This window comes from Sphingobacterium athyrii, from assembly GCF_003071065.1.
Taxonomy (GTDB): domain Bacteria; phylum Bacteroidota; class Bacteroidia; order Sphingobacteriales; family Sphingobacteriaceae; genus Sphingobacterium; species Sphingobacterium athyrii.
In genome coordinates this window covers 261340-286556 of record NZ_QCXX01000007.1, presented here as the reverse complement: position 1 = coordinate 286556, position 25217 = coordinate 261340, and the positions used below count along the sequence as shown (strand labels likewise).

The window sequence follows — 25217 nt, the reverse complement described above, 5'->3', positions numbered from 1 at the left end:
ACAAAGGGATCTATTGAAAATAGATCCCTTTGTTTATTTAAGGATAATGTGCTTGATACTCTTTCTATTCCATGTATACGTGATATGTATTAAACCATTGTTATCTTGAATAATTGTGGGGTAAGAATACTCGTCCCCCTTGACCCCGTCTTCAAGTATAAGAGCATCTTTCCATTGTAGGCCATTACGGGAAGTTGCGACACGCAGCTTTGTACGCCCTTCCCACCAATCTTTTCCTGCTATGGCGGGATTGTAAACGATCATAAATAAACCATTTTCCAATCGGATGGCATCTGTGGCTGAATTGGGGTTGAGCAGATTGGTGGCTTTCCATGGTCCCCAGTTATTGCCTTGATCGGAAGAAAAAGCACTCATTACTTTATTTTCTTTACTGCGGCAAAGCACCTGGAGGAGTCCATCTTCGTGTTGGACAATACTGGGCTGAATGACTTGAATATTTGTATCGGGCCGAATTGTATGAATAGACCAGGTTTTACCCCGGTCGCGACTTATTTCTACATGCGCTTTCCAGATTTCGTCTTTTGATTCGGTACTGGAAGGAGATAGTATGTCTCCATTAGACAATGTAAATGGTTTGTTTTTAATTGGGCCCAAAATACCATCGGGTAATGCCTGTGCCACAGACCAGTGACGACCTTTATCGAGGGAGTATTTGACATAGCCTTTCCATTCTCTTGGGTTAGGACCAATTTTATAGAATAAATAGAGGGTATCACTTTTAGGATGTTGATAGAGCACGGGGTTCCAGGTCGGATAACGTTTGTCTGCAAGAATCCCATCTGCGATTTGTACTGGTGTTTGCCATTTTCCATTTGTATAATGAGAACTCCATATCACCACATCCGGATTGGATTCTTGCGTGCCGCCAAACCAGCAAGCCAAAAGGCTGTCTTTGCCGATGGATTGTATGGTCGAAGCATGGCATTGTTTGAAATTGACCTGTCCTTCCTTGAAGATCTGCCGGGATGAGATGATCTGCGGCTTATAACTTTTACATGAATAAAATGTTATGAGTAATAATGCTAAAAATAAGGTTATCTGTTTCATTCGGTTAGTACGTGCTGACAAGTTCACAAGTGCTGTTTTTTATAGGTTGTATTTTAGTTATTTGAACAATGATTGATGGCGGCGATCGGGTGGATTTGTATTTGTTGGTCTTCGTTAGTCAATTGAAAGCCTCTGAAAATGCCTGAAATCGATCATCGTTATCGGATAACAAAAAAGCAGCTCGATGTAATCCAGCTGCTTTTTTGTTACTTGCTTTGCAATTGAATCGCGGTAGCATAATTAAATCTTGTACCCGGACTTCTCAGGGTGATCTGATTGTCATGTTGCGACCAATTCAAACGACCTTTATGGCCCAATATTGTTATTTTTTTTACCTTAAAATTGTCAGGGACCTCAAAGACATATTCATTCGGCTGTTGGTAAGTATCTCCCTCCGACAGGTGGAATACATTGACGATTTTATTGTCCTTACTTCGGGTATAATAATAATCACCTTGATGGTAAGGCGCAATGGTACGTGTAGCGTATACAGCACTTTGGTTGATCTTCATCCAAGCGGCTAGTTCGTTTAAACGATCATATGCAGCCTGATCGTAGTCTCCTTTAGGGCCAGGAGCAATGTTCAGCAAATAGTTACCACCACGAGCGATAATCTTGACGAGAGTTTCGACGATTTTCTTTGTTGGCTTATAATTATCGTTGGGAACATAGCTAAACGAGTCACCCATAGTAATACAGCTTTCCCAAGGAATGTCCAGGGGATGTTCAGGTATGGCCTGTTCCGGTGTGACATAGTTTTCCCAGTTACCGGGAACGGTGCGGTCTACGACAATGATTCCGGGCTGATTTTTTCGGGCCATGCCACCAATGCGATCCATATCAATATTTTGTTCAACTTTGATGGTTCGTTGCCAGTCTACAGATTGATCAATCGTTTTGAATGGACGTACCCAACCACCGTCCAACCATAAGATATCGACTTTGCCATATTCGGATGTAAGTTCATTGATTTGGTTGTAGGTATAGTTTTTGAACTTTTCCCAACGTTCAGGATGCTTTTGGGGATCATAGTTTACATTGCGATCTTTTGGCGGGAAATAACTCCACCAGTAATAATCCGTATGCCAATCCGGTTTTGAAAAATAAGCCCCGATTTTGAACCCGTCATTGCGAAAGGTATTGAATATTTCTTTGGTGACGTTAGCTTTTGGGTTTGAAGAGAAAGGGGTTTTGCTGGAAGTAATTTTATAATCCGATTCCTTGGTATCGAACATTGCGAATCCATCGTGATGCTTGGTTGTAAAGACCACATATTTCATTCCGGCTGCTTTGGCGGCATCGGCCCATTTTTGTGGGTTGAAATCCGTAGGATTGAATGTTGTCTGTAGATTTTCGTAGTTCTTTACGTATTCGTTGTAAGTTGCGCCATGTTCAGGCTTGCGTTGTGTCCAGCCCTCATCTTCCGGACATAAGCTCCAGCTTTCAACAATCCCCCATTGACTGTAGGTTCCCCAGTGCATGAAGAGACCAAATTTCATGTCTTGCCATTGTTCGAGGTTTTCGATCACCTGCGGATCGGTAGGTTTTTGATAGCCACCCGACACATTGTGGGCTTGACCAAAGACTAAAGTAGAGGTCGTAGCCAAGAGTGCGGTTGATATAATGGTTGTCAGTTTTTGCATGTATAAATATAATGAAAATGATAAAAAGAAAGCCACTTGAAGGTGGCTTTCTGTAGGAGATGTAGTGTCGATTAATTGACGTCCCAGAAAATTTTGGTGTCGCGTGTGTCTTTAGATTTTACAGCTTGATAGTTTTCACTATTGTTAGTAATCTCTGAAGAAGGATATGTTAATCGTACAGGAGGACGCTGAAACCCATTCAATGTAGAAACTGGAAACGCTGGCAAAGTTGGATAACCTGTTCTTCTATACTCCGACCATGCTTGTTCACCCTGTAACCAACCAAAATGTAACCATTTTTGTGTCCCTATGAGCTTCAATTTTGCATTTTTATCCCCACTGAAAGCTATATTTGATTCAGTCACGAATTTATCAATTACTTCGCTACTTGGCTTAGTTGCTTTGGCTGAATTCGATGAGTTAGCATTTAGGTAATAATAAAAAGCGACAGACTGTTTTACCGCTGTTTCATAAGCTGTTTTTGCAGCAGCGTCAGTACCCCATCTTTCTTGGGCCTCGGCCTTAATAAAATTTGTTTCAGATGCAGTCATCAAAACTCCCGGCAATTTATTATTGATCCATGCAGTTGCAGAATCGACAACCGAATACTTCATGTACTGAGCATTGGCTTGAGCCGAAGTGAAAGTAATTGGCATAGCTTGATACTCCTTATTAGGAATAAATTTTCCACCTACTGTTTCTCCGAACTTGTCAAATAGTACTGTAGTACGAGGGTCATTTGCAGTTTTCAAAACTGTATTCAGCATATAATCAGGAGCATAATGGCTGGGTAGTTCTCTCACTGCGTCTAATAAGCTCGATGTATAGTTTGTTAAAGGCTGCAACAGTATATCCTCTGTTCCAACACTATAATCGCCAGTATTTGTGCCATCAAGTAATGGATATTCAGTCGGATTATTTAACATTTCCATGATGTCGGTTTTAGCCCTATTTTCATCAATTGCCGAGATTCTCATTAACAAACGTAGACGTAAAGAATTAGTATATTTACGCCATTTTGTAAGATTTCCTGAATTTAGAATATCAGCTCTATTAAATTCATTTGTAGCGGAAGCATTTTTAAAAAAGCTGTTCGCTTCTTTAAGTCCAATTAAAAAAGTGTTATATAGCTCTTTTTGATCATCAAATTTTGCTAATTTAATCTGATCTGTTGATGCAAGGCTTCCAGCTTCTGAAAATGGAATATCTCCAAAGTTATCTACTAATTTAGAAGCTTGGTCATACAAAACGACTTTTGCTGCTGTCATAAATATTTCCTTTGAAGCTTTTTCTTGATCCGAAAGACCATTAAATGTTTTCTCCATCACTCTGAAAATTCCCATCATACCTGGTGAGTAAAAATCTTTCCAATAGTCGTTTGTATAGGAGTCGCTTTGTTGATACATTGTGTTTTCATTTTCAAAATATGCGGTTTGAGTATACCTAGCATGATGCATGAATATGAATGTTCTATAATGCCAATATTCGGAACGTAAACGAGGATTGTTTAAAATCTGCGTGAAAAACGCTGGAATATTTGGTGTCACTGTTTGTTCAGGATCGACATAACGGTCTTCTAATTCTGTCTTACAAGATTGAAAGCTCACCAATGTCAGGAGAAAACTTCCGTATATTAATATTTTATTAAATTTTTTCATCGCTTTTATGTATTAAAATTTAGCATTAAGAGAGAAACCAAAACTTCTTGTTGCTGCGTTAGAACCAATATCGATACCCTGTGAGTACCAGTAGTTGCCAACAGGTGCCTCCGGATCAATATCTTTAATCGAACGATAGAAGTAGAAGAGATTTCTCCCTATCAAAGAAACACGTAAACTATTCAACTTTAATTTTTGTGTAAATGATTCAGGTAGACTATATCCAATAACAACTTCTCTCAGTTTAATGAAATTGTTATCTAAGACAGCGGCTTTTTCATTCCAAGCATTGTTTCCCCAATAGAAATTATTAATATAGTATTCAGCTCCAGAAAGATGGACATCATTTTTAGCACCGGTGTTTTGATTAACTCCGTCTAAAGTAATTCCCGATTCACGGTATTCCAATGTGCTTTCTAGTCTACCAGCTCCGTAAGCATACTTATGTGGAGTGGAAATCATTTGTCCACCAAATCTGTAGTCAGCAGTAAAGTCTAAGCTAAAGTTCTTGTAGTTAAACGTATTTGATAATCCACCTATTGCTTTAGGCATAATATTACCTGCTTTGACATATGTTGATTTGTCAATAACATAATTACCTTCGTCGGAGATTAAAAATTCTCCTTTTTCATTTGTCGCGCGAGGGAATACGTATATATTTCCCAAGGTCTCTCCAGGTCTTGCCTCCATGCGGATGGAACTTTGATCGGCGTCATAAAAAACTAATTTTGGTACTCCTGAAATTAGAGCGTCAAGTTTGGATTTGTTAGTTGAGAAATTTAGCCTAGCATTCCAAGAAAATTCTTCATTTTTTATTGGTGTTCCGCTCAATGATACTTCCCAACCTCTGTTAGAGATTTTTCCCACATTGAGTATTTGAGTTGTAGCTGCTGTCGTGTATGCTGTAGACAACGGCATAATTTGATCATCTATAAAATTTGAATAATAGCTTACATCTAGACCTAATCTATTTTTCAGGAATTTTAAATCCAATCCGATTTCCTTTTCAGTTTTCTTTTCAGGCTTCAAGTTTAAGTTACCATAGCTAGAATTTAGATTTAGAGCAGGTACCGGACCATTTACAGTAATTAATGACGATTGTTTGTAGGCAATATTTGACGCGTAAATTGGAGCATCATTACCAACGACACCATAAGATGCTCTTAGCTTTCCATAGCTAAAGAAATCAGGTAATTTAAATGCATCAGAGAATACAAAACTCGTATTTACGGAACCATAATGATATGGATTGTTTTGAGCTGGCAATGTTGACGAATACTCCTTACGGCCTGTACCTTCCAAGAATAAGTAGTTTTTATAGGAAAGGTTCAATAGGCCAAAGTAAGCATATTTAATCAGTTCTTTTCTAACGTGTGTAGTTACTGCTTGTCCAAACGTATTGTTTAAGCTAAACCAATTAGCTGAAACTAAGCCGCCTTCAGTTCTTGACATTTGATCATCATAGTTTTCCATGCGGGATTGAAAGCCTCCGCTTAAACTAAAATCAAGATCATCTGATAGTTTATCTGCATAAGTTAATAATGCGTCCCCATAAATAATTTTATATATTCCTTTAGACACCTCAAATTTACCAGTGCTGTTGGTTGCATTATATTGAACAGCATATTCATTGTGCTCTTTATTTTCAATGTTTAGCCCTGTAAAATCTGTTCCTAAGCGGCCTCTAAACTTTAGTTTGTCCAATATACCCCAATTTAATGTAGCACTTCCCAAAAAACGGTTTTCTTTCTCTTCATAACTGTTTCTCTTTTGTTGCCAAAAATAGTTTAGGAGATTGACTGCTCTATAATTAACAGGAAATGCTTCAGGTCGATTTGAACCAAAAGGGTTGTAGCGGTAGCCGTCAGAGGTTTGGTAGAGTTGATTTTTCATTTTCTCGACATCCTCGGCTCCACTAAAAAAACCAGCATATGATCCCAAAACGTCTCCCATTAAACCAGGTCTATTTTTGGTGATTGTACTGATATAAGAAGCAACTACGTCCAGATCCAAACGGTCGGCCAGCTTGATGGAACTGTTTAAATTAAAGGTGCTTTTATTCATTTTACTTCCTGGTACAATTGCCTTATAATCCATATTGGAAGCGGATAACCTATAGTTTATCTTTTCAGTTTGATTTGATATACTTAGATTAAAGTTGCTATTGTGTCCGGTGTCAAAAATATCACCATAATTTCCTTTATTAGCTGAATATTTTCTTAACGAACCGTCCCACCAACGGACATCTTGTCCATCATATTTTGGCCCAAACTGCCCCCATGCATTGTAATTTAAGAGTCTATCTCCTGGAAAAAGTGAATTTGTCATCCAACCTTCTTCAGTTGCTCCTGATTGTAAGTTGGTCGCAGCATCATAACCAGGTCCATACTCGTATTGCAGTCTTGGAAGGAAAGCAGCTGTTTCTATTGATCCAGTGTAATTAAAGTCTATTCCAAGTCCTTTTCCTTTCGCCCCCTTTTTTGTTGTAATTACTATTACACCACTTGCAGCATCGGATCCGTACAGTGCTGTGGCACTGGCACCTTTTAATATTGTCATGGACTCGATATCATTGGGGTTTAAATCTAACATACCATTTCCACGTATTCTGTTATCTGACCATATCGCCTGACCTCCAGGATCGGTTATACCGCCGGTGTTGTTTAGACCTTTTGAACCCGCTTGTTGATCGTTTCTAATCATTACACCATCAACAACATATAAAGGTTGTCTGTTGTTACTTAGCGAATTAATACCGCGGATTTGAATGTTAACTGCACTGGAAGCTCCTCCTGGAGCTGAATTAATTTGTACGCCTGGCGCTTTTCCATAAAGGGCAGAACCGATGTTTGTCGTACCTGCTTGAGTTAGTTCTTTTGAACTTATTGTAGATGAGGCGTATCCAAGGGCTTTAGCTTCCCTTTTTATGCCCATGGCCGTTACTACAACTTCTTCTAAAGCGGAAGCATCTTCAGTTAACGTTACCTTTACGGACTTGCTCGTACCGACTACAATCTCTTGGGATTTATATCCAACAATAGATATACGTAAGGTCTCCCCTTGTGAGGCTTGAATTGTAAAAGATCCATTGGTGCCTGTTTGTGTGCCCCTAGTTGTTCCTTTTACAGAAACAGTCGCGCCAGAGACTGGTCCCTTAGCATCTGAAACTATTCCAGTAATGCTTTGCTGCGCGTAGAGTGATGTCGCACTAAATAGTGTACATAACGCCAATCCTGCAGTTTTTTTGTAAAATAGACTCATGTTTTAGGTGTTTGTGTAAAATATTAGTTAATTATACTGTTTATAAATTTTTCGATCACGAGGGCTGTTGTGCCTAGTTGCTGAGCATTTTGTAGTTTTGAAATCTCAAGAGTTGTCTTTTTTGCAATCTTTGGAATACAATATTCATTAACAGCTACTTGAATATGAGGAGCAAGAATATCTCCGATTTCCGCACCTTGTCCACTAATGATAATCTTATTGGGATTAAGTATATGGATTAGTGTAGAAATTCCTTTCCCTAATAAATAGCCGATTTTTCCAATGTTATTTATTGCAACTTGGTCACCTATCTTTGCCGCTTCTACCATTGCTTCGACTTTATTAGTGTGCTCTTTTGCAAGTTTGTCATAAATTGAATATTCCCCATTCTTTATGTCTTTTTCAATATTTTGGATTGCAGCACTTAATGAAGCCTCAACTTCTAAGCAGCCTCTTTTTCCGCAGGAGCATAAGGTCTGCGCATCCGAAAGTGGGATGTGACTAAATTCTCCAGCAAATCCAGATGTACCTTTGAAAATATTGTCGTTAATAAGTATACCTAATCCAACACCCCAATTGAGATTAATAACAAGGGAATGGGAAGAATCCTGGGCTTCACCAAATTTTTTTTCCGCCCAAGCGACACAACGTGAATCGTTATCAATTACAGCCGGTTTGTTGAATTTGAGTTCAACCTTTTCTTTGATATTATATAAAGGTGATTGGCTACTATAAGATTCGTTTAAACCGGAATCGGCATTTACGAAACCGGGCATACTTATTCCAATTCCAATGACATATTGCAATCCAATGGAATTGCTAGAGATAAACTGATCAATTGCTTCCATAATCCTGTGTGCTGCATCTGGATCCCTTAGGTCAATCAGCATATTGTCTTGGGAAAATAGTACACCTGTCTGAAGATTGGATAAGGCAATTGATGTGTAGAACTGATCAATAGATACGCTAATGATAGTGTGTTGAAGATTTTCGTTAAGCATGTATTGAATGGCTTTTCTTCCACCTGTTGAAGGCGCATAACCATTTTCAACAATAATGCTTTTTGAGAGGAGTTCATTAATCTGTTTTGTCACAGACGGAATACTTTTAGAGAGTGAACTTGCGATGTCTGCAATCGGTTGCATTGGCCGATAGTACAAATTTCTTAAAATCTCGACGACCATATCTAGTTAAACTTCATTATGCGTAATTATTGGGTTCTAATATTTTTTATGTATGATATTATCTATTTAATATCATAGGTAGCGAACTTACACTCTTCTGATCTGTCAATTCAGGTTAACGCAGAGGAGTTTTGTGTTGTTCCTAGTTTTATTAAAAATAAAGATATATATAGTTTATTTTAAGTTCCAAATTCTTTTTAAATTTTTTAAAAAGAATTTAACAGATTCTTTATTTTTAAGTGAATTGACCCCTTCTTTTGATTGATTATTAAATGTAATTGTAACAGATGTAATTCTTTTATTTGACATTAAATAAAAAAACCGGCTTTTAAAGCCGGTCTTCAGTTAATAAATAAAATAGGGACTATTTTTGTTTTGCCCACCATAATGGTGTTAAAACTTTATCAGTACCTCCAAGAAGAGAAACAGCCTGTTGATATTTATCAGGAGAAGCTTCTCTGAAAGAAGAAGGATAGTTTAATCGTTGTGGGAAGAATTTGATATTACTTGTCATCATATTACTTGCATTCAGATCTGGCAAGTTAGGTAATGCATTTTCAATTGCCGGATTTTCAAAAAATGGTAACCCCAGTCTTCTTTGGTCGTTCCAAGATTCTAATGGTAACCATGGTAAATTGGCAATAAATTTTTGTGTGATAATTTTCGTTAGCAAATCATTCCGTACCGCACCATTTTTATATAATGTGTTAACAGGATATTTGATGCTAACAGTTCCTGGTGTATTTGTATATCCATCAATGTAATTCATATTGTGGGTATCCCCTGGTTCAGTTGTATGTGTGAATTTTACCGAAGTCCCTACACGATTATAATTTTCCGAATTTAAGTAATCGCCTGCATATGCACCTACACCCCAATAATCGAAACTAGCTTTTATGCCATTTTCATACGCTTGTTTAGCAGTTGTACCTGTAGACCATCCTCTTACAGCAGCTTCCGCTAAGAGGAAGTAGGATTCCCAACTAGCAAAGAAGATTCTGCTACTTGTGCTTGCTCTAAATTGTTGGCTTAATGCCGGAACTTTTCCTACTAAAGTTGAACGGAGTCTATTATTTGTTCCTTTGGCCCCCCAATCTCCTAAAGAAAAAGCATTCCATGTATATTTTGTATTAACCTTTATTTGATTAGATCCGCTTACTAAAACTTCTTCCTGTGTTTTCGCATCATCGGTCCAGGATGGATACAAAGAGTAATTGGAATTACTTAAATCTCCGGGAATATAAAATGCTTTATATGCACGCGGGTCAATTTTATTGGGAAGCCCATCCAACCAATATCCCGCTGAAGGATCATTTGTCTGTGTGGTGAAATGATTAGCATAGCGTTTTCCAATATAATTCTCATCTTTAATAGAAGATTTTAAGTCTGTACCAACTAATTGATCAGATTTTATTCCGCCTAAACCAATATAAAGATTGTTTAAAGTAGCGGAAAGTGCTTGGGAATTCCATTCTCTGCTCATTACTCCAGACAAAGGATCCCAGCCTGTTTTTTCTGCTACTGTAAAATTATCCGCAGGACTTGCAATATATTTATTTGTTGCAGCAGCAGCTTCAAATTCAGCTTTTGCTTTAGCAGCGTCTACTTCTGACATACGCATCGCTAATCGCATACGCATAGAGTTCGCATATTTGATCCAGCTATCGTATTTAAATCCATATGCTCTGTCGAATTTTAAAACATCTTCAGGTATTTTTACATTCGGATCAATTTTTGAAATCGCATCTTTCAATTCCTCAAGAATGTAATAATAGACATCTTTAACAGGTTTGTAATCTGGATTTACCCCTTCGGCATAATCAATTGGCACTGGGCCAAAGTTATCACTTAGTTCGCTGATAAGATAAGCTCTCCATATTCTTGATATTTGAAGGATATTGTTGGTATAATCTTTTGCAGATCCAGCTTTAATTTCATCATTGGCTATTTGAATTCCTTTACTTGCATTTTTAATCCATTCGGCAGAATATCGATAATATTCTTTCGACCAATCGTCATTCACTGTTCCTAATGCAAGGCCGTTGGTCATGTGCTGTCTTCCTGCTGTTTTCCAGTCTAAAACAAATATCCGTTCTGCGATATTGGGATCTTGCTGAGCTCCAGTTAGTGAATTGTTAAAAAAGTACTCAATTTTTACTTGTGTTTCATTGGCCTTTAGCGGGTCAATATTCATTTCTTCAAATTTTGAACAAGAAGAAAATGTGATAGATCCAAATAATATGGCTATTCCTATTTTTGATTTGAAATTTTTCATTTTTTTATTGTTTAAAATCCTAATGTTACGTTAAAGAAAAATGATCTTGAAGTTGGTGTAGAGAAATTTTCAAAACCTGTCGCATTTGAATTAATTGCAAAAACAGATTCTGGATCAACCCCATTTGCATGGCTTTTTATCATCCAGACATTATTTGCTGTCACGCTAATTTTTGCACGTTGTATAATACTATTTTTGAGTATTGTGCTCGGGAAATTGTAACTTAAGCTTAGGTTTCTTAGTCTAATATTGGTTGCGTCATATACGTTAGCTTCGCCGATACCGAAGTTTCCAGAAGTCGTACCCACTTGATTCCAGTATAACTGCTGAGTTGTTTCCACTGTATTTTTTGCATAGCCATTTCCTGAAGCAACAACGCCGTCGACCAAAAGCTTATCACGTTGTCCATTAGGAGCGGTCACTGCAGCACTACCATTTACTTGTAAGTTCAGGTTTGTTCCCGAATAGAACTCGCCGCCAAATCTTCCATCAATTAAAAAACTCAAACCAAAGTTTTTATAGGCGAAGCTGTTTGTCCATCCTACTAGTGCCTTTGGTGCTTGGTTTCCTAATTTGACCATTTGACCATTGGATTGTGGTAGACCATTGCCATTCAAAATTAGCTGACCATTGTATTCGCTGTTGGCATCCTCAACACGAAGAAATTTTGTGCCGTAAATGTCGCCGTATAAACTTCCTTTTACAGCTCGGATAGCAACATTATCATAGGATCCTAATGGGTAAATATCACTTGCTGCACTTAGATCAATAATTTTATTTCTATTATTGGAAAAGTTAACACTCGATGTCCAACTGAATCCCTCTCTATTGTCAAATATACGACCGTCTAAAACAACTTCTATACCTGAGTTTTGAATGTTTCCAGCATTGATTTTTTCAAATTCATAACCGCTAAAAGGATCAGCAGGGATATCAATAATCTGGTTGGTCGCGTTGTTTTTGTACCAAGCGAAATCAATCCCCATTCTACTTTGAAAGAATCGAGCATCAAAACCAAATTCCAGTGTTTTAATCAATTCACTTAAAATATTTGGATTAAATTTAACTTTAGGCATCCCCGCAGTGGTGTTGCCATTTGGATCTTTTCCAATATTAAATACATTGTATAGTTGGAATGAACTCAAATCGTTACCTACTTGCGCATAGGATCCCCTTATTTTAGCAAAACTTAGCCAAGAAGGTAGCTGTCCTCCATTTTTGGTGACCATGTCCGAAATGACTAATGAAGTACTGACGGATGGGTAAAAAAATGACCTGTTGTTAGTTCCTAATGTAGAAGACCAATCATTTCTACCAGTAAAATTAATAAACCAATAATTATCGTAGTTTATTTCTCCGCTGGCATATAGGGAGTTGATCTGTTTAGTCGCTAACGATTGGTTTACAACTGGATTTGAAATGCTGTTTTGGATATAAAATAGATTCGGAACTTCCAAATTGCCGGCATTTGCATCTAATCCCGTTGATTTTTGTTTCATTATTTGCCCAAATAATGATAATGCGCCGCCCCATTTGCCAGCTAAATTATCTTTTTTAGCATTTAAAGCCAATGTAAAGTTGTTCTCAAAAAACGTGTTTTTACCTAGACCATATTGTCCTGTTGTGCTTATTGGGCTTCCAGCGTATGTTTTATTTTCATAGTTCGTTGTATATTGATCTCTTCCTAATCTTGCTTCGGCATTTAACCAATTATTAAACTTGTATTGAATGCTTCCATTCATTAAGAAACGATCACGAATGTCTTGGTTTAATTTATACTTTGCAAGCCAATAAGGATTAATAGAATTTGTTGTTCCATACCAATTCATATTGCCTTGTGCATCTACAGGGTTCTTGAAATCTAAGATATTTATTGAACGCGGCATCGTAAACAAAGTACTATACATATTCGATGTATTATCTCCTGAAGTTGGTCTGTTTTTTGCATTGGTATTCATGTATTGTACTTTTACGTCCGTTGTCCAACGGTCATCAGGACCAAACGATGTATTAACTTTGGTCATTAAGTTGAGACGTTCTAGGGAAGATCCAGGGATTTTACTTTGATCGTTTAAATAGGTAGCCGAAGTATAAATATTGGTTTTATTAAATTGTTGTTGGAAAGTTAGATTTTGTGTGTGATTGACACCTGTTTTGAAAAAATTACCAATGTTGTCATAAGCCTGGCCACTTAGTCTTTCACCCCAATTTTCTGTGCTTGTAGGGTTACCGACACCGTCTTTCCCTTGTCCATAGGTACTTTGAAGTCTTGGAGTCATAAATAAGGTCTCCAATCCTAGTGTAGAGGAGTAAGATATACCTGCGCCCTTTTGAGCTTTTCCAGACTTTGTTGTGATAATAATAGCACCATTACCTGCTCGTGAGCCGTAGAGTGCTGAGGCTGCTCCTCCCTTAAGTACAGACATACTCTCAATGTCCTCTGGATTGATATCTCCTAATCCCCCTCCCATATCAGTTCCAGGGTTCCACATGTCATTATTTGTCTGTCCAATACCATTAGTAGCACCAAGGAAATTATTTAATGGCACACCATCAACTATAATGAGAGGTTGGTTATCTCCTGTCAACGAATTATTTCCTCTCAGCGTTATTTTTGTGGATGACGCCGGACCAGCGGATCCTTTAATTACCTGAAGACCAGAAACTTTTCCTGCTAATCCATTGGCAATATTATTTTCTTTTGCATCAACTAATTGATCCCCTTTGACATCTTGAAAAGAATAACCCAATGTTTTCTTTTCTCTTTTTATTCCCATTGCAGTCACCACAACTTCACCTAAAGTAGATTCGTCATTTGTTAATGCAACATTAATCGTTTTAGTTGTGCCAACCACAATTTCTTGCGGCTTATAACCCACCAAAGAGATACGTATGGTCTCACCTTGGGCAGCTTGAATGTTAAATTTTCCATCTGCTCCTGATTGGGTTGCTCGAGTTGCCCCTTTTACAGAGATCGTAGCTCCCGATAATGGTCCCTTGGCATCTGAAACTGTTCCAGAAATGCCTTGCTGTGCAAAAAGCGAAGTAGCACTGAAGAGTGTGCACAACGCTAATCCAGCTGTTTTTTTGTAGAATAGACTCATTGTTTAGTGTTTAATTTGTTAATAATTATTTAGTTAGGATCCTGTCGATATGGTTTTCTGCGACGATAGCAGCAGTACCCTTTACTTGAGCATGTTTGTTTAATTTAGACATCTGAATTTGTGTGGTCTTTGCGATTTCAGGTATGCAAAACTCGTTGATTGCGATCTGAATCTGCGGATTCAATATGCGGCCTAATTCGGCACCTCTTCCACTGACTATAATTTGTTTGGGATTTAAGATGTGAATCAGCGTTGAGATTCCCTTGCCCAGCATATAACCTATCTTTCCAAGATTGTTTATGGCAATTTGATCTCCCACATTAGATGCTTCAATTAAAGCGTCAATTTTGTTTAAATTGCTGTTAACAAAGGTACTATAGATTGAATATTCATTTTTTGCGATATCGTTTTCTGTGTTTTTGATAGCTGCATTTAGCGAGGCCTCCACCTCTAAACAACCTCGTTTGCCACAAGAGCACAGCGTATTGTTATCAGAAAGTGGAATATGACTAAATTCTCCAGCAAATCCCGATTCTCCTTTGAATACGATGCCATTGATGATAATTCCGAGTCCAACACCCCAGTTTAGATTGATGATCAAAGAATGCTCAATATTTTTTGCCAAGCCAAATTCCTTTTCCGCAAGCGCTATGCAACGCGAATCGTTTTCGATTACTGTAGCGATTTTGTACTTTTTCTCTATTTTGCTTTTGATCTTATAGAGTGGGTGAGTGACGGGGTATGACTCGTTGACACCAAGTTCCGAATTCACAAAACCGGGCATGCTGAGACCAATCCCAATAAGCCTATCAAGGGCTATGGCAGAGGAGGTTAAGATTCTTTCGATTTCCGATAGAAGTAAATCGAATGAATTCGCTAATTGTAATTCCAATGGAACATCTCTATGCTCAACAATTGTATTTTGGCCTAAATCCGTTAATGAAAATGTAGAAAAATACTGGTCAGCGGAAATAGTTAAAATATAGAAATCTAAAGAAGGATTAAGTGCAAATTGTATAGGGCGTCTTCCGCCAGTAGATTCGGCAAATCCACATTCAATGATAATCTTTTCCTCCAATAGACGATTGATAACCTTTGTAATAGAAGGTGTACTTTTCGAAAGCTTTTTTACCAACTCTGCTATAGAGAGGGCTGTATCAAAATAGAGGTTTTTTAGTATTTCTTTTTCCATTGGTATTTGAAATGCTTCATAAAAGCTGGTTAAACTTTTGTTAAAGATATGTTAAAAAAAATGTAAGTTCAAAATACTTTTTAAAATATTTTAAAAAGTGTCTGTTTCATCAAAATATTAAGGCGAATGTTTTGGTATTTGTAACAATTCGACTCGCTTTATTCCTGTTTGTGCCATTATTATAAATATTATGCATAAAAATGAATTCGTTAATACCTATATTTACTAGCTAATCACTTAATTTATGATGAAACAACGTTATTATTCCTTGGATGTGTTTCGTGGGGCTACTGTGGCACTGATGATTATGGTTAATAATCCGGGGACTTGGGCGCATATGTTCGCGCCGCTGAAACATGCAGCCTGGCATGGCTGTTCTCCGACGGACTTGGTTTTTCCGTTTTTTCTATTCGCAGTAGGAAATGCCATGTCCTTTGTGATTCCTCGATTGCAGGAAGCTGGCCCCGCGGTTTTCTGGAAGAAGGTGCTTAAACGTACGGTCTTAATTTTTGCAATCGGACTTTTTATTAACTGGTGGCCTTTTATAAAATGGGAAGGAGCGGAACTGGTTTTTAAACAATGGGTAGATCCCAATGATCCAAGCCGGGGCATTCGTATCCTTGGTGTATTGCAACGTATTGCGATCGCTTATTGTTTTGCATCTATATTAGCGTATTATTTTAAAGAGAAGGCCATTATTTGGATTTCCACTGGTATCTTATTGCTGTATTGGGCTGTCTGTGCACTGGCAGGGGGAGCTGATCCTTATAGTTTAGAAGGGTGGTTTGGTACCAAGCACGATATTGCGATACTAGGTCTGCCGCATATTTATAAAGGCGAAGGTGTTCCGTTCGACCCGGAGGGATTGATGAGTACCCTACCGGCGATCGTACAGGTTGTGTTTGGTTATCTGGTCGGTGTATTCATAAAAAAACAGGGTCAGGTGGACTGGTTATGGTCTAAAGTGCCTGCCTCAAACGAACCTCATTTTAAGTTGTTGGCCGGGATGTTTGTTACTGGTTTTATCCTTTTAGTTCTGGCCTGGATCTGGGCGCTCGGCTTCCCGATCAATAAAAAAATCTGGACGAGTTCCTATGTGCTCTATACAACAGGACTGGCGACAATGACAATTGGTGGTATGATTTGGTTTATCGAGGTGCAGGGTGTCAAAAACAAACTCACTCAATTTTTTGATGTATTCGGCAAAAATCCGTTATTTATTTTTGTGTTGAGCGGAATCCTGCCCCGTTTTCTCGGTTTATTCCGGATCCCCGATGGATTGAAGGATGACGGAACACAGAAATATACCGACGCTTTTGCCTGGTTTTATAAATATGTTTGCGCCAAAGTCCCTGGAATTCCAGAAGTTGGTTCTTTCGTCTATTCGCTGTGCTTTTTGACACTCATGTGGGTGATTTGCTACTGGCTGGACAAGAAGAAAATATATGTCAAAGTGTAATGGAAGTGAAGAAGTTATGAGCATAATTTGTTCGTCTCAAAAAAAACGCTACCTTTGCACGCAATTAATAAATTTTTTAACGCTTTAATATTATTCAAGAGATGTATTTAAGTAAAGAGTACAAAGCTGAGATCTTCGCAGAATTTGCTGGATCAGCTACTAACACTGGATCTACAGAAGGTCAAGTTGCTTTATTCACGAAGAGAATCGCTCACTTAACTGAGCATTTGAAAAAGAACAGAAAAGATTTCGGTACACAACGTGCCCTACAAATGTTGGTAGGTAAACGTCGTTCATTATTGGCTTATCTTTACAAAAAAGATATTAACCGTTACCGTGCGATCATCAAAGGTCTAGGTCTACGTGATATCATCAAATAAGCTTTTGTACAAAGGTTTTTTAAGAAAGCCATCCAATTTTGGATGGCTTTTTTGCTATCTGTTATCAAATCGGCAGGTAAGAAGTGTACAGTGCCGCCAGGCAGGTATGCTGCTGCATGAAGAGAAAGGGATGATAAGCTTCTTTCTTGAGGATAAACACGATAGAGCTGCAATGAAGCTATTAGATGGTAATGAAAGAAAATTAAAGTTGAAAAGCGGTAAACTGGTTTCTTGGGGATGTCTAGTGTCGGCCTTCGGCTGGCGGAGTGCTTTAATAGGGAGCAAGTTAATACCTGGTTATTACCAAGTTCGACCTGTAAGCAGATTAAGTGCACAGTGAGTCCACGTTGAGTCCACCTTCTAAGGTGCTTTCACTGTGCCTGCATGTTTTTTACAAGTCGGGAACAGGGCGGCCGTGGGGCGAACTTGGTCATAAGCTATTTACAACAACGTCCCTTGAAAATTGCAAGGTTCATAATCTATTAATGGTATAAATAAAGACGATAAGCAAATTCCCCTATAAGATCAACGTTTCAATACCTATTCGAGTAAACCTGCAATCGCAGGCGGGAGGTAAGCGATATGCAAATTGGATGGGTTCGAAAACAAATGTAGCGAAGTGTTAGTATTTGATTATTTAGCCTGATGTTAATTGCATTAATCTTAATATTTTAATTTACCTTTGTGCTGAAATCTAACGTATTTAAAATATAGGCCCGCTGCCAACAAGATGAAAAGCGTGTCAAAAATAAGATTAAATGAATTACAACGAAATTAAAACAACCATCGATATGGGTAATGGCACCCAGATCGAATTGTCTACAGGAAAATTGGCAAAACAGGCTGATGGTGCTGTGGTATTAAAACAAGGTGATACGATGTTGCTTGCAACTGTCGTTTCTGCCAAAGAAGCTAAATCTGGTGTTGATTTTTTACCGCTTTCGGTAGATTATCAAGAGAAATATGCGGCTACTGGCCGTATTCCGGGTGGCTTCCTACGTCGTGAGGCTAGATTATCAGACTATGAAGTATTAATTTCCCGTTTGGTAGACCGTGCACTACGTCCATTATTCCCTGAAAACTATCACGCAGACACACAAGTTGCCATCAGCTTGATTTCGGCGGATAAAGATATTATGCCTGATGCGTTAGCAGGTCTGGCAGCATCCGCTGCAATTGCGGTTTCTGATATTCCTTTTAATGGGCCTATCTCAGAAGTTCGCGTAGCGAAAATCGACGGTCAATTGGTCATCAATCCGAAATTATCTGAACTTGAAAATGCGACTTTAGAATTTATCGTTGCTGGTTCGGCTCAGGATATTGGTATGGTGGAAGGTGAAGCAAAAGAAATTTCAGAAGCTGAAATGGTTGAAGCGATCGCTTTTGCACATGAGGCTATCAAAAAACAAGTTGCAGCACAAGTAGAATTGGCTAATTTGGTCGGTAAAACAGTGAAACGTGAGTATAATCACGAACCTGAAAACCTTGAATTGAGAGCTTCCATTTTCGCAGCTACTTATGATAAAGTATATGCAATTGCGAAATCAGCTTCAGCGAAACATGACCGTTCTGAGAACTTTGCAAAAATTGCGGAAGAATACAGAGCGACAATGCCAGAAGAATTGGATGATGATACCGCATTCTTATTCAAAAAATATTTCCACGATGTTCAGTATGATGCTGTCCGTAATCTAGTTTTGGATGAAGGCATGCGTTTAGATGGCCGTGACGTACGTACAGTACGCCCGATCTGGTCTGAAGTGGATTATCTGCCTGCTGCACACGGTTCTGCCGTATTTACACGTGGTGAAACACAGTCATTGACTTCGGTTACTTTAGGTGCTAAAGACGATGAGCAAATGATCGATGGTGCTTTTATCAACGGTTATAACAAATTTATCCTTCACTATAACTTCCCTGCGTTTTCTACAGGTGAAGTAAGACCAAACAGAGGTCCTGGTCGTCGTGAAGTTGGTCACGGTAACCTGGCGATGCGTTCATTGAAACAGGTACTTCCTGCAGATAACGAAAATCCATATACAATCCGTGTGGTTTCCGATATTTTGGAATCCAATGGTTCGTCCTCAATGGCGACTGTATGTGCCGGCACATTGGCCCTTTTGGATGCTGGTGTGAAATTGAAAGCTCCTGTATCGGGTATCGCAATGGGATTAATCTCCGATGAGAAAACTGGTAAATATGCAATTTTATCGGATATCTTAGGGGACGAAGATCACTTAGGTGATATGGACTTTAAGGTAACTGGTACGGAGAAAGGTATCGTTGCTTGTCAAATGGACTTAAAAATCAATGGTTTGAAATGGGAAGTGTTGACACAAGCTTTGGACCAAGCGAAAGAAGCGCGTTTACATATCTTAGGTGAAATGAAGAAAACCATTTCTGCTCCACGTGAAGATTACAAACCACATGCGCCTCGTATCGTTCAATTGTTGATCGATAAAGAATTTATCGGTGCTGTAATCGGCCCTGGTGGTAAGATTATTCAAGAAATGCAACGTGAGACCGGTGCAACGATTTCTATCGAAGAGGTTGATAATAAAGGTGTCGTACAGGTATTTGCGGATAATAAAGCTGCAATTGACGATGCTGTAGGTCGTATCAAAGCGATTGCTTCTAAACCTGAAATTGGTGAAACTTACGAAGGTAAAGTAAAATCAATTATGCCATTTGGTGCATTCGTTGAAATTATGCCAGGTAAAGATGGTTTGTTGCACATCTCTGAAATTGACTGGAAACGTCTTGAAACAATGGATGGCATCTTCAAAGAAGGTGATAAAGTAACGGTTAAATTATTGGATATTGACAAACAAGGTAAAATGAAACTTTCCCGTAAAGCTTTATTGCCTCGTCCTCCAAAAGAAGATAAACCAAAACAAGATAAGCCAAATGGCGAAGCTCCAGTAGCCGGTGCCGGACAGGAATAAGCTTGTTCTTTAACTTAATATATAAAAGCCCGCTATGTAGCGGGCTTTTTTTTGTGCGCTAAATTTGATTAACTTGGTACTATACTATTAATTATGGTCCGAATATATTGTTTTCTATTTTTATCGGTATTATATCGGCCGGTTGTGGCCCAAGTATCAAAAAATACTGATACAAGCCATATCTATAAGGCCGTGGATATTTTTCTTGTACCGAAAGAGGGAATGAATAACTTTAAGATCCATTGGCTAAATTATCTAAAAGAAGCTAAGCGGGACGGCCGATTGGACAAAGCGATACATGCTGACCATATATTTGAGGTACTCGTCACAAAAAACGGATCACTAATGGACAGGGGAAATGGTGCTAAAGATCTGGTTCTACTTGATTTTCTAAAAATGCAAAAAAAATGGAGTCCGGGGATTCAATCGGGGCGCCCGATATGCTATCTTTTGAAACTCAAAGTTCCGAAAGAATTGTTTGATCAGGTCAAGATGGAAGAGCTGCTTGTTCAAGGCGATTTGGTCAAGCAGGAACTTCTTGAACAATAAACAAAACAGGCTGTCATTTCGACAGCCTGTTTTGTTTATTATAGCATAATAACGCCTTTTATCTTGGCAACTTCTTTGTAGAAGTAAATGACCTGATCTGCATCTTTTACATTCAGGCTGACCGTGATCGAGGTGTATTTGCCTGTTTTGGAATCCTTGAAGTCAAAACGTGCATCCGTATCATCAAATACACTTTGAATCTGATTGAAATGATCCTGATCTTTTGGTAAGATAAATTTGTACGTGTAGTCTTTTGGAAAGGTTTCCAAGTCCTCTAATCTTTCTTTAAAAGTTTCATAGAAGTCTTTAGGATTCTCGCCTCCATCAGGGATGTCTTGTATGTTGATGTTTTTGTAATCTGCCATTTTTTGTTCTCCTTAATTTATATAGGTATTAACAAATATTAATCCACTAATGTTATGCTGACAATTTTTCAGTTAATTATTGTCAATACTTGATGGCCTGTCTGCTTTATTTTTTCCAAAGTTCTTATTCGGCGTGGCGCTCATCTCAATCTCCATCTGACCTCCCTGTAGCAATTGCGCGTGTGTGATAAAAGTCTTGCTGTAAGGTTTTCCATCCAATTTGATGGATTTGATGTACGGGTTTGCTTTGCCTTGGTTTTTCACCGTTATTGCTAGGGTTTTACCATTTGGCAAATTGATGTTGGCGTGTTCCATCATCGGCGAGCCAAATACATAAACACCGCTCATCGCATTCAGCGGATAGAATCCCATTGCGGAGAAGACATACCAGGCGCTCATCTGACCGACGTCATCGTTACCACAGAGTCCTGCCGGTGTATTTGTATAGAAATCGGTCATCGCTTTACGCGCTAACGCTGCACCTTTCCATGGTTGTCCTGCATACGCATACAAATAAGGGATATGGTGATTGGGCTCGTTGCCTTGCGCGTATTGCCCGATCAGTCCCGAGATATCTGGTGAGGCTTCGCCACCCAAATCCGAGGACATAGTTGTGAAGTAATCCAGTTTCTTCAAAAATTGTTGTTCACCACCAAAAAGATTGATCAATCCTGTCACATCTTGTGGTACCAGCCAGGTATATTGCCATGCATTGCCTTCACAGTAATCGTTTTCACGGTGCTTGGCCATTAGTGGATCAAAGGGACGGCGGAAGTCGCCATTAACTTTTTTGCCGACAAAGTGGCCAACTTCTTTGTCAAAATATTGTTCGTAAAGCTTATAGCGTTTTTTGAAATAGGCGGCATCTTCTGTTTTACCAAGTTTCTCTGCTATTTTATAAGCACCAAAATCAGCGATAGCATATTCCAGTGCCCAGGCTACCGATTCATTCGGCATGCTGTCAATAGGGATATAGGTCAGGTTACGTGCGTATTTTAGGCCGTGATCATTGCCCATTGCTGTGGTCTTAACAGCTTCCCATACCAAAGGATAATCTTTCTCGTCAATGATTCCTTTTAAGAAGGCATCGGCGATCACCGGAATGGCTGGCAGGCCAACCATAGTGTTGGTTTCGTTACCCTGCAGATGCCACATCGGTAATTTCCCCTGCTGTTGATAGATGGCAAGCATTGTTTTGATAAAATCCTGATTGATCTTACGGTCCTCAAGGATAGTCATTAAAGGATGAAGTCCGCGATAGGTATCCCATAAGGAGAATACGGTGTGATTGACAAAATCCTGCTTTTCGTAGACTTGTTTATCGGTACCCATATAATCGCCGTTTGCATCGTTGAAAATCGTAGGCGCGAAGTAAGTATGGTATAGCGCTGTGTAAAAGATCGTTTTAGTATCCTTATCTGCTTCAAACTGAATTTTGTTTAAGGTTTTGTTCCAGCGTAGATCTGCCTCCTGTTTTACTTTTTCAAAATTCCAGCCCGAAATCTCGGCATTAATATTATTTAGCGCATTGCTGGAGCTGACGGGTGAAATACCAACTTTCAGTTCAATGTTTTTATTTTTTGCGGCATCGAAAAAAAGTGCCGCTTTAATTGCTTGTCCCTTGAACGTGGTCTGACCAAATTTTTCGTCTTTGCCATCAAAAAATCTAACCTTTTGAATCGGTTGCGAAGTTTTTATGGCAAAGTATAGTTTTTGATCAGTTGCCCAGCCGGTGGAAAAGCGGTAACCAACGAATGTCGAATCATTGATCTGTTTGATATAGGTATCTGTCGGTTTATCCCAGTTGATATGATAACCCAGGTCAACCAAGATATGGGCATTATCTGTTTTTTCGTAACGATATTGGTGATAACCGACGCGTTCCGTTGCTGTGAGATTGGCCTGAACTTTATAGTCATCCAGATAGGCACTGTAGAATCCGGGTTTAGCAACTTCATTTTCTTTTTTGAAGGATGAACCATAACCTGTATTCATCTTGTTGAATTCTGCTGGCGTTAATTGCAGTTTGCCATTCGCCGGAACAATCATCAGATCATTTAGATCGCCAATACCTGTTCCACTCAAATGCGTATGTGTAAAACCTAATATTTCCTGACTTTTGTAATTGTATCCGCTGCACCAATCCCAACCATTGAATTTATCCCAAACCTGTGGTATTTGGGTTGGTCCAAGTTGTACTGCACCTAAAGGTACATTGGCTCCGACAAAGACGTGTCCATGGTCCGCTGAGCCAATAAAGGGATTGACATATTGTGTTAAATTTTGTTGAGCTTGAACGCAAAATGGTAAGATTAGCGTGCCCAACACTGTCGTGATAAGCTTATTTCCTGTCATAGGTGTTGTATTCGGGTATTTGAAACTGCCTAAAATTAGTAAATAAAACCTTTTAGCGCAATTTTATTATTATTTTAGTAAATTGTCGTTAAATTTTTTACTTTAGTAATCTTCGAAATAAAACTTAACAAACCTACTCTACATGAAGAAACGTATTCTAATCAGTGATATCGCAAAGGCGTTGGGAATTTCTGTAACTACAGTCTCCTTTATTTTGAATGACAAGGCGAAAGAGAAGCGTATCAGTGAAGCGCTGACCAAGCGCGTATTGGATTATGTTAAGAAAGTAGGATATAAGCCGAATGAGTTGGCGAAAAGCTTGCGTACTGGAAAAACCAAGATTTTGGGGCTGATTATCGAAGATATCTCGAATCCATTTTTTGGAAATATCGCCCGTCTGATCGAAAGCAAGGTCTACGAGCAGGGATACCGCATTATCTATTGTAGCACAAATAACGATGTAGACAAGGCGAGGGAGTTAATTCAGATGTTTTACGACCGTCAGGTCGATGGCTTTATAATTACCCCGTCAGATGGCTTGGAAGATACTGTTAAGCAATTGCAGCAAAGTAATATCCCTGTTGTACTCTTTGACCGCTACTTTCCGAACCTGGAAACAGATTATGTCGGGGCGGACAACTTTCAGGGGGCCTTTGATGCCACCAACCATCTGTGTCAGCAAGGTTATAAACGTATTGGCTTTGTGTCCTTATATTCCGACCAGACGCAGATGAAAGAACGCTCAGATGGCTACCTGAAGGCCATGGATAATAACAAACAGCAAAGTTTTATACAGAAAGTTCAAATGGATGCATCGGATGAGGAGGCAATGGACTCCCTGAAAGACTTTATCTGTGAGAACCGTTTGGATGCTGTGCTATTTTCAACCAATTATCTGGCAATTTCAGGGTTGAAAGCTTCAAAGAAATATAGTTTTGCTATGCCTGCGATGATTGCCTTCGATGATCATACTGTTTTTAAATTACTGGAACCTTCGATCACCGTTGTCTCTCAGCCGATCAAGGAGATCGCGGAAAATCTGATCAATATACTTTTACTTCGGCTGCAGGGAAAAATAAAAGCAACACGTAAGATGGTGTTGCCTTGTGAATTGAAAATTCGTGAGTCGACTAAAGCAAAGGTTAACGTGTAGTATCCGCGACGAATTTCATTGAAATGGAGTTGACACAATGGCGCGTATTTTTTGCCGTGAAGCCCTCCCCAAGAAAAACATGGCCCAAATGTCCTCCACATGCGCTGCAGAGGATTTCTGTCCTACGGCCATCTGCATCCGCAATCCGGGTGACTGCACCGGGTATTTCGTCGTCAAAGCTCGGCCATCCACAGCCAGACTCGAATTTTGACTCCGAACGGTACAGTGGACTGTCGCAACGTCGACAAATATAGGTTCCCTTCACTTTATTGTCCAAAAGTGCTCCCGTAAAAGGACGCTCCGTCCCTTTATGCAGAATCACATATTCCTCTTCTTTGCTTAACGGGTTGTGTTTTTTATTCGTTTCCATCTTCGTAGTGTGTTTAATGTGTATCACGCTCTTAGAGAGCAATAAGCTATTAGGAGCAAGATGATACTTTCGCGATATCCGCGCATTTTTATGCTTATAAAGTTACGGAATTAATATGAAATAATGTTTTTTATGAGCTTGAATGGGCTTGATATTCAGCTATTTTAAATTGTCATAGTAATGTCTTATATTTGATTAAACGACGTAATGAAAAGTTGTAGCGAAAGAGCTACTTTTTACTATAATAGTGATTTCA

The 25217-nt window shown here is 38.9% G+C and carries 16 protein-coding genes; 5 read left to right on the top strand and 11 right to left on the bottom strand.

Features of this window, described 5'->3' with window-relative positions:
- Positions 1 to 33: 33 nt before the first annotated feature.
- The 8 genes from DCO56_RS22740 to DCO56_RS22705 form a co-directional block, all read right to left on the bottom strand.
- The gene (locus DCO56_RS22740) at positions 34 to 1068 is read right to left on the bottom strand and encodes a sialidase family protein (RefSeq protein WP_108636016.1); all 1035 of its coding nucleotides are present in this window, start codon (positions 1066 to 1068) and stop codon (positions 34 to 36) included.
- A gap of 206 nt (positions 1069 to 1274) precedes the next feature.
- Positions 1275 to 2711, bottom strand: a complete 1437-nt coding sequence (locus DCO56_RS22735; protein WP_108636015.1) for an alpha-L-fucosidase — start codon at positions 2709 to 2711, stop codon at positions 1275 to 1277.
- A 71-nt stretch (positions 2712 to 2782) separates the two neighbouring features.
- A complete protein-coding gene (locus DCO56_RS22730; protein ID WP_108636014.1) occupies positions 2783 to 4369 on the bottom strand; it encodes a SusD/RagB family nutrient-binding outer membrane lipoprotein in 1587 nt (528 codons plus the stop codon).
- Between the two features lie 12 nt (positions 4370 to 4381).
- Positions 4382 to 7630 (bottom strand): SusC/RagA family TonB-linked outer membrane protein, encoded by a 3249-nt coding sequence (locus DCO56_RS22725; protein ID WP_108636013.1) that lies wholly within the window; start codon positions 7628 to 7630, stop codon positions 4382 to 4384.
- Between the two features lie 23 nt (positions 7631 to 7653).
- Positions 7654 to 8775 carry an ROK family protein gene (locus tag DCO56_RS22720; protein ID WP_181390649.1) on the bottom strand — a complete coding sequence of 374 codons (1122 nt, stop codon included), beginning with the start codon at positions 8773 to 8775 and terminating at the stop codon, positions 7654 to 7656.
- Positions 8776 to 9178: 403 nt separating this feature from the next.
- Positions 9179 to 11089: a SusD/RagB family nutrient-binding outer membrane lipoprotein gene (locus DCO56_RS22715; protein ID WP_108636011.1), complete on the bottom strand. Its 1911-nt coding sequence runs from the start codon at positions 11087 to 11089 to the stop codon at positions 9179 to 9181.
- An 11-nt stretch (positions 11090 to 11100) separates the two neighbouring features.
- Entirely contained in the window at positions 11101 to 14193 is a 3093-nt protein-coding gene (locus DCO56_RS22710) for a SusC/RagA family TonB-linked outer membrane protein (protein WP_108636010.1), read from the bottom strand.
- A gap of 25 nt (positions 14194 to 14218) precedes the next feature.
- On the bottom strand, positions 14219 to 15385 hold the full coding sequence (locus tag DCO56_RS22705) for an ROK family transcriptional regulator (protein WP_108636009.1): 1167 nt from the start codon (positions 15383 to 15385) through the stop codon (positions 14219 to 14221).
- 247 nt (positions 15386 to 15632) lie between these two features.
- Here DCO56_RS22705 and DCO56_RS22700 point away from each other — a divergent pair, with 247 nt between their 5' ends.
- The 4 genes from DCO56_RS22700 (at position 15633) to DCO56_RS22680 (ending at position 20718) form a co-directional block, all read left to right on the top strand.
- Positions 15633 to 16844 carry an acyltransferase family protein gene (locus DCO56_RS22700; RefSeq protein WP_108636008.1) on the top strand — a complete coding sequence of 404 codons (1212 nt, stop codon included), beginning with the start codon at positions 15633 to 15635 and terminating at the stop codon, positions 16842 to 16844.
- A gap of 101 nt (positions 16845 to 16945) precedes the next feature.
- On the top strand, positions 16946 to 17224 hold the full coding sequence (rpsO, locus tag DCO56_RS22695) for a 30S ribosomal protein S15 (RefSeq protein WP_108636007.1): 279 nt from the start codon (positions 16946 to 16948) through the stop codon (positions 17222 to 17224).
- Between the two features lie 758 nt (positions 17225 to 17982).
- Positions 17983 to 20169: a polyribonucleotide nucleotidyltransferase gene (gene pnp / locus DCO56_RS22685; RefSeq protein WP_108636005.1), complete on the top strand. Its 2187-nt coding sequence runs from the start codon at positions 17983 to 17985 to the stop codon at positions 20167 to 20169.
- A 144-nt stretch (positions 20170 to 20313) separates the two neighbouring features.
- Entirely contained in the window at positions 20314 to 20718 is a 405-nt protein-coding gene (locus DCO56_RS22680) for a hypothetical protein (protein WP_146191118.1), read from the top strand.
- A 38-nt stretch (positions 20719 to 20756) separates the two neighbouring features.
- Here the strand turns inward: DCO56_RS22680 and DCO56_RS22675 are convergent, their stop codons facing one another.
- Positions 20757 to 21083 carry a DUF493 domain-containing protein gene (locus DCO56_RS22675; protein WP_108636003.1) on the bottom strand — a complete coding sequence of 109 codons (327 nt, stop codon included), beginning with the start codon at positions 21081 to 21083 and terminating at the stop codon, positions 20757 to 20759.
- A 72-nt stretch (positions 21084 to 21155) separates the two neighbouring features.
- Positions 21156 to 23438 carry a GH92 family glycosyl hydrolase gene (locus tag DCO56_RS22670; RefSeq protein ID WP_108636002.1) on the bottom strand — a complete coding sequence of 761 codons (2283 nt, stop codon included), beginning with the start codon at positions 23436 to 23438 and terminating at the stop codon, positions 21156 to 21158.
- Between the two features lie 142 nt (positions 23439 to 23580).
- On the opposite strand from DCO56_RS22670, the gene DCO56_RS22665 reads away from it, so the two are divergent.
- On the top strand, positions 23581 to 24591 hold the full coding sequence (locus DCO56_RS22665) for a LacI family DNA-binding transcriptional regulator (RefSeq protein WP_108636001.1): 1011 nt from the start codon (positions 23581 to 23583) through the stop codon (positions 24589 to 24591).
- On the opposite strand, the gene DCO56_RS22660 is transcribed toward DCO56_RS22665, so the two are convergent.
- The gene (locus tag DCO56_RS22660; protein WP_181390648.1) at positions 24581 to 24961 is read right to left on the bottom strand and encodes a methionine-R-sulfoxide reductase; all 381 of its coding nucleotides are present in this window, start codon (positions 24959 to 24961) and stop codon (positions 24581 to 24583) included. The genes DCO56_RS22665 and DCO56_RS22660 overlap by 11 nt on opposite strands.
- Between the last annotated feature and the right edge of the window lie 256 nt (positions 24962 to 25217).

Bases quoted from the DNA above. Each gene is read 5' to 3' on its own strand.
- DCO56_RS22740 (WP_108636016.1), bottom strand. From the start codon at position 1,068: ATGAAACAGATAACCTTATTTTTAGCATTATTACTCATAACATTTTAT.
- DCO56_RS22735 (WP_108636015.1), bottom strand. From the start codon at position 2,711: ATGCAAAAACTGACAACCATTATATCAACCGCACTCTTGGCTACGACC.
- DCO56_RS22730 (WP_108636014.1), bottom strand. From the start codon at position 4,369: ATGAAAAAATTTAATAAAATATTAATATACGGAAGTTTTCTCCTGACA.
- DCO56_RS22725 (WP_108636013.1), bottom strand. From the start codon at position 7,630: ATGAGTCTATTTTACAAAAAAACTGCAGGATTGGCGTTATGTACACTA.
- DCO56_RS22720 (WP_181390649.1), bottom strand. From the start codon at position 8,775: ATGCAACCGATTGCAGACATCGCAAGTTCACTCTCTAAAAGTATTCCG.
- DCO56_RS22715 (WP_108636011.1), bottom strand. From the start codon at position 11,089: ATGAAAAATTTCAAATCAAAAATAGGAATAGCCATATTATTTGGATCT.
- DCO56_RS22710 (WP_108636010.1), bottom strand. From the start codon at position 14,193: ATGAGTCTATTCTACAAAAAAACAGCTGGATTAGCGTTGTGCACACTC.
- DCO56_RS22705 (WP_108636009.1), bottom strand. From the start codon at position 15,385: ATGGAAAAAGAAATACTAAAAAACCTCTATTTTGATACAGCCCTCTCT.
- DCO56_RS22700 (WP_108636008.1), top strand. From the start codon at position 15,633: ATGAAACAACGTTATTATTCCTTGGATGTGTTTCGTGGGGCTACTGTG.
- rpsO (WP_108636007.1), top strand. From the start codon at position 16,946: ATGTATTTAAGTAAAGAGTACAAAGCTGAGATCTTCGCAGAATTTGCT.
- pnp (WP_108636005.1), top strand. From the start codon at position 17,983: ATGAATTACAACGAAATTAAAACAACCATCGATATGGGTAATGGCACC.
- DCO56_RS22675 (WP_108636003.1), bottom strand. From the start codon at position 21,083: ATGGCAGATTACAAAAACATCAACATACAAGACATCCCTGATGGAGGC.
- DCO56_RS22670 (WP_108636002.1), bottom strand. From the start codon at position 23,438: ATGACAGGAAATAAGCTTATCACGACAGTGTTGGGCACGCTAATCTTA.
- DCO56_RS22665 (WP_108636001.1), top strand. From the start codon at position 23,581: ATGAAGAAACGTATTCTAATCAGTGATATCGCAAAGGCGTTGGGAATT.
- DCO56_RS22660 (WP_181390648.1), bottom strand. From the start codon at position 24,961: ATGGAAACGAATAAAAAACACAACCCGTTAAGCAAAGAAGAGGAATAT.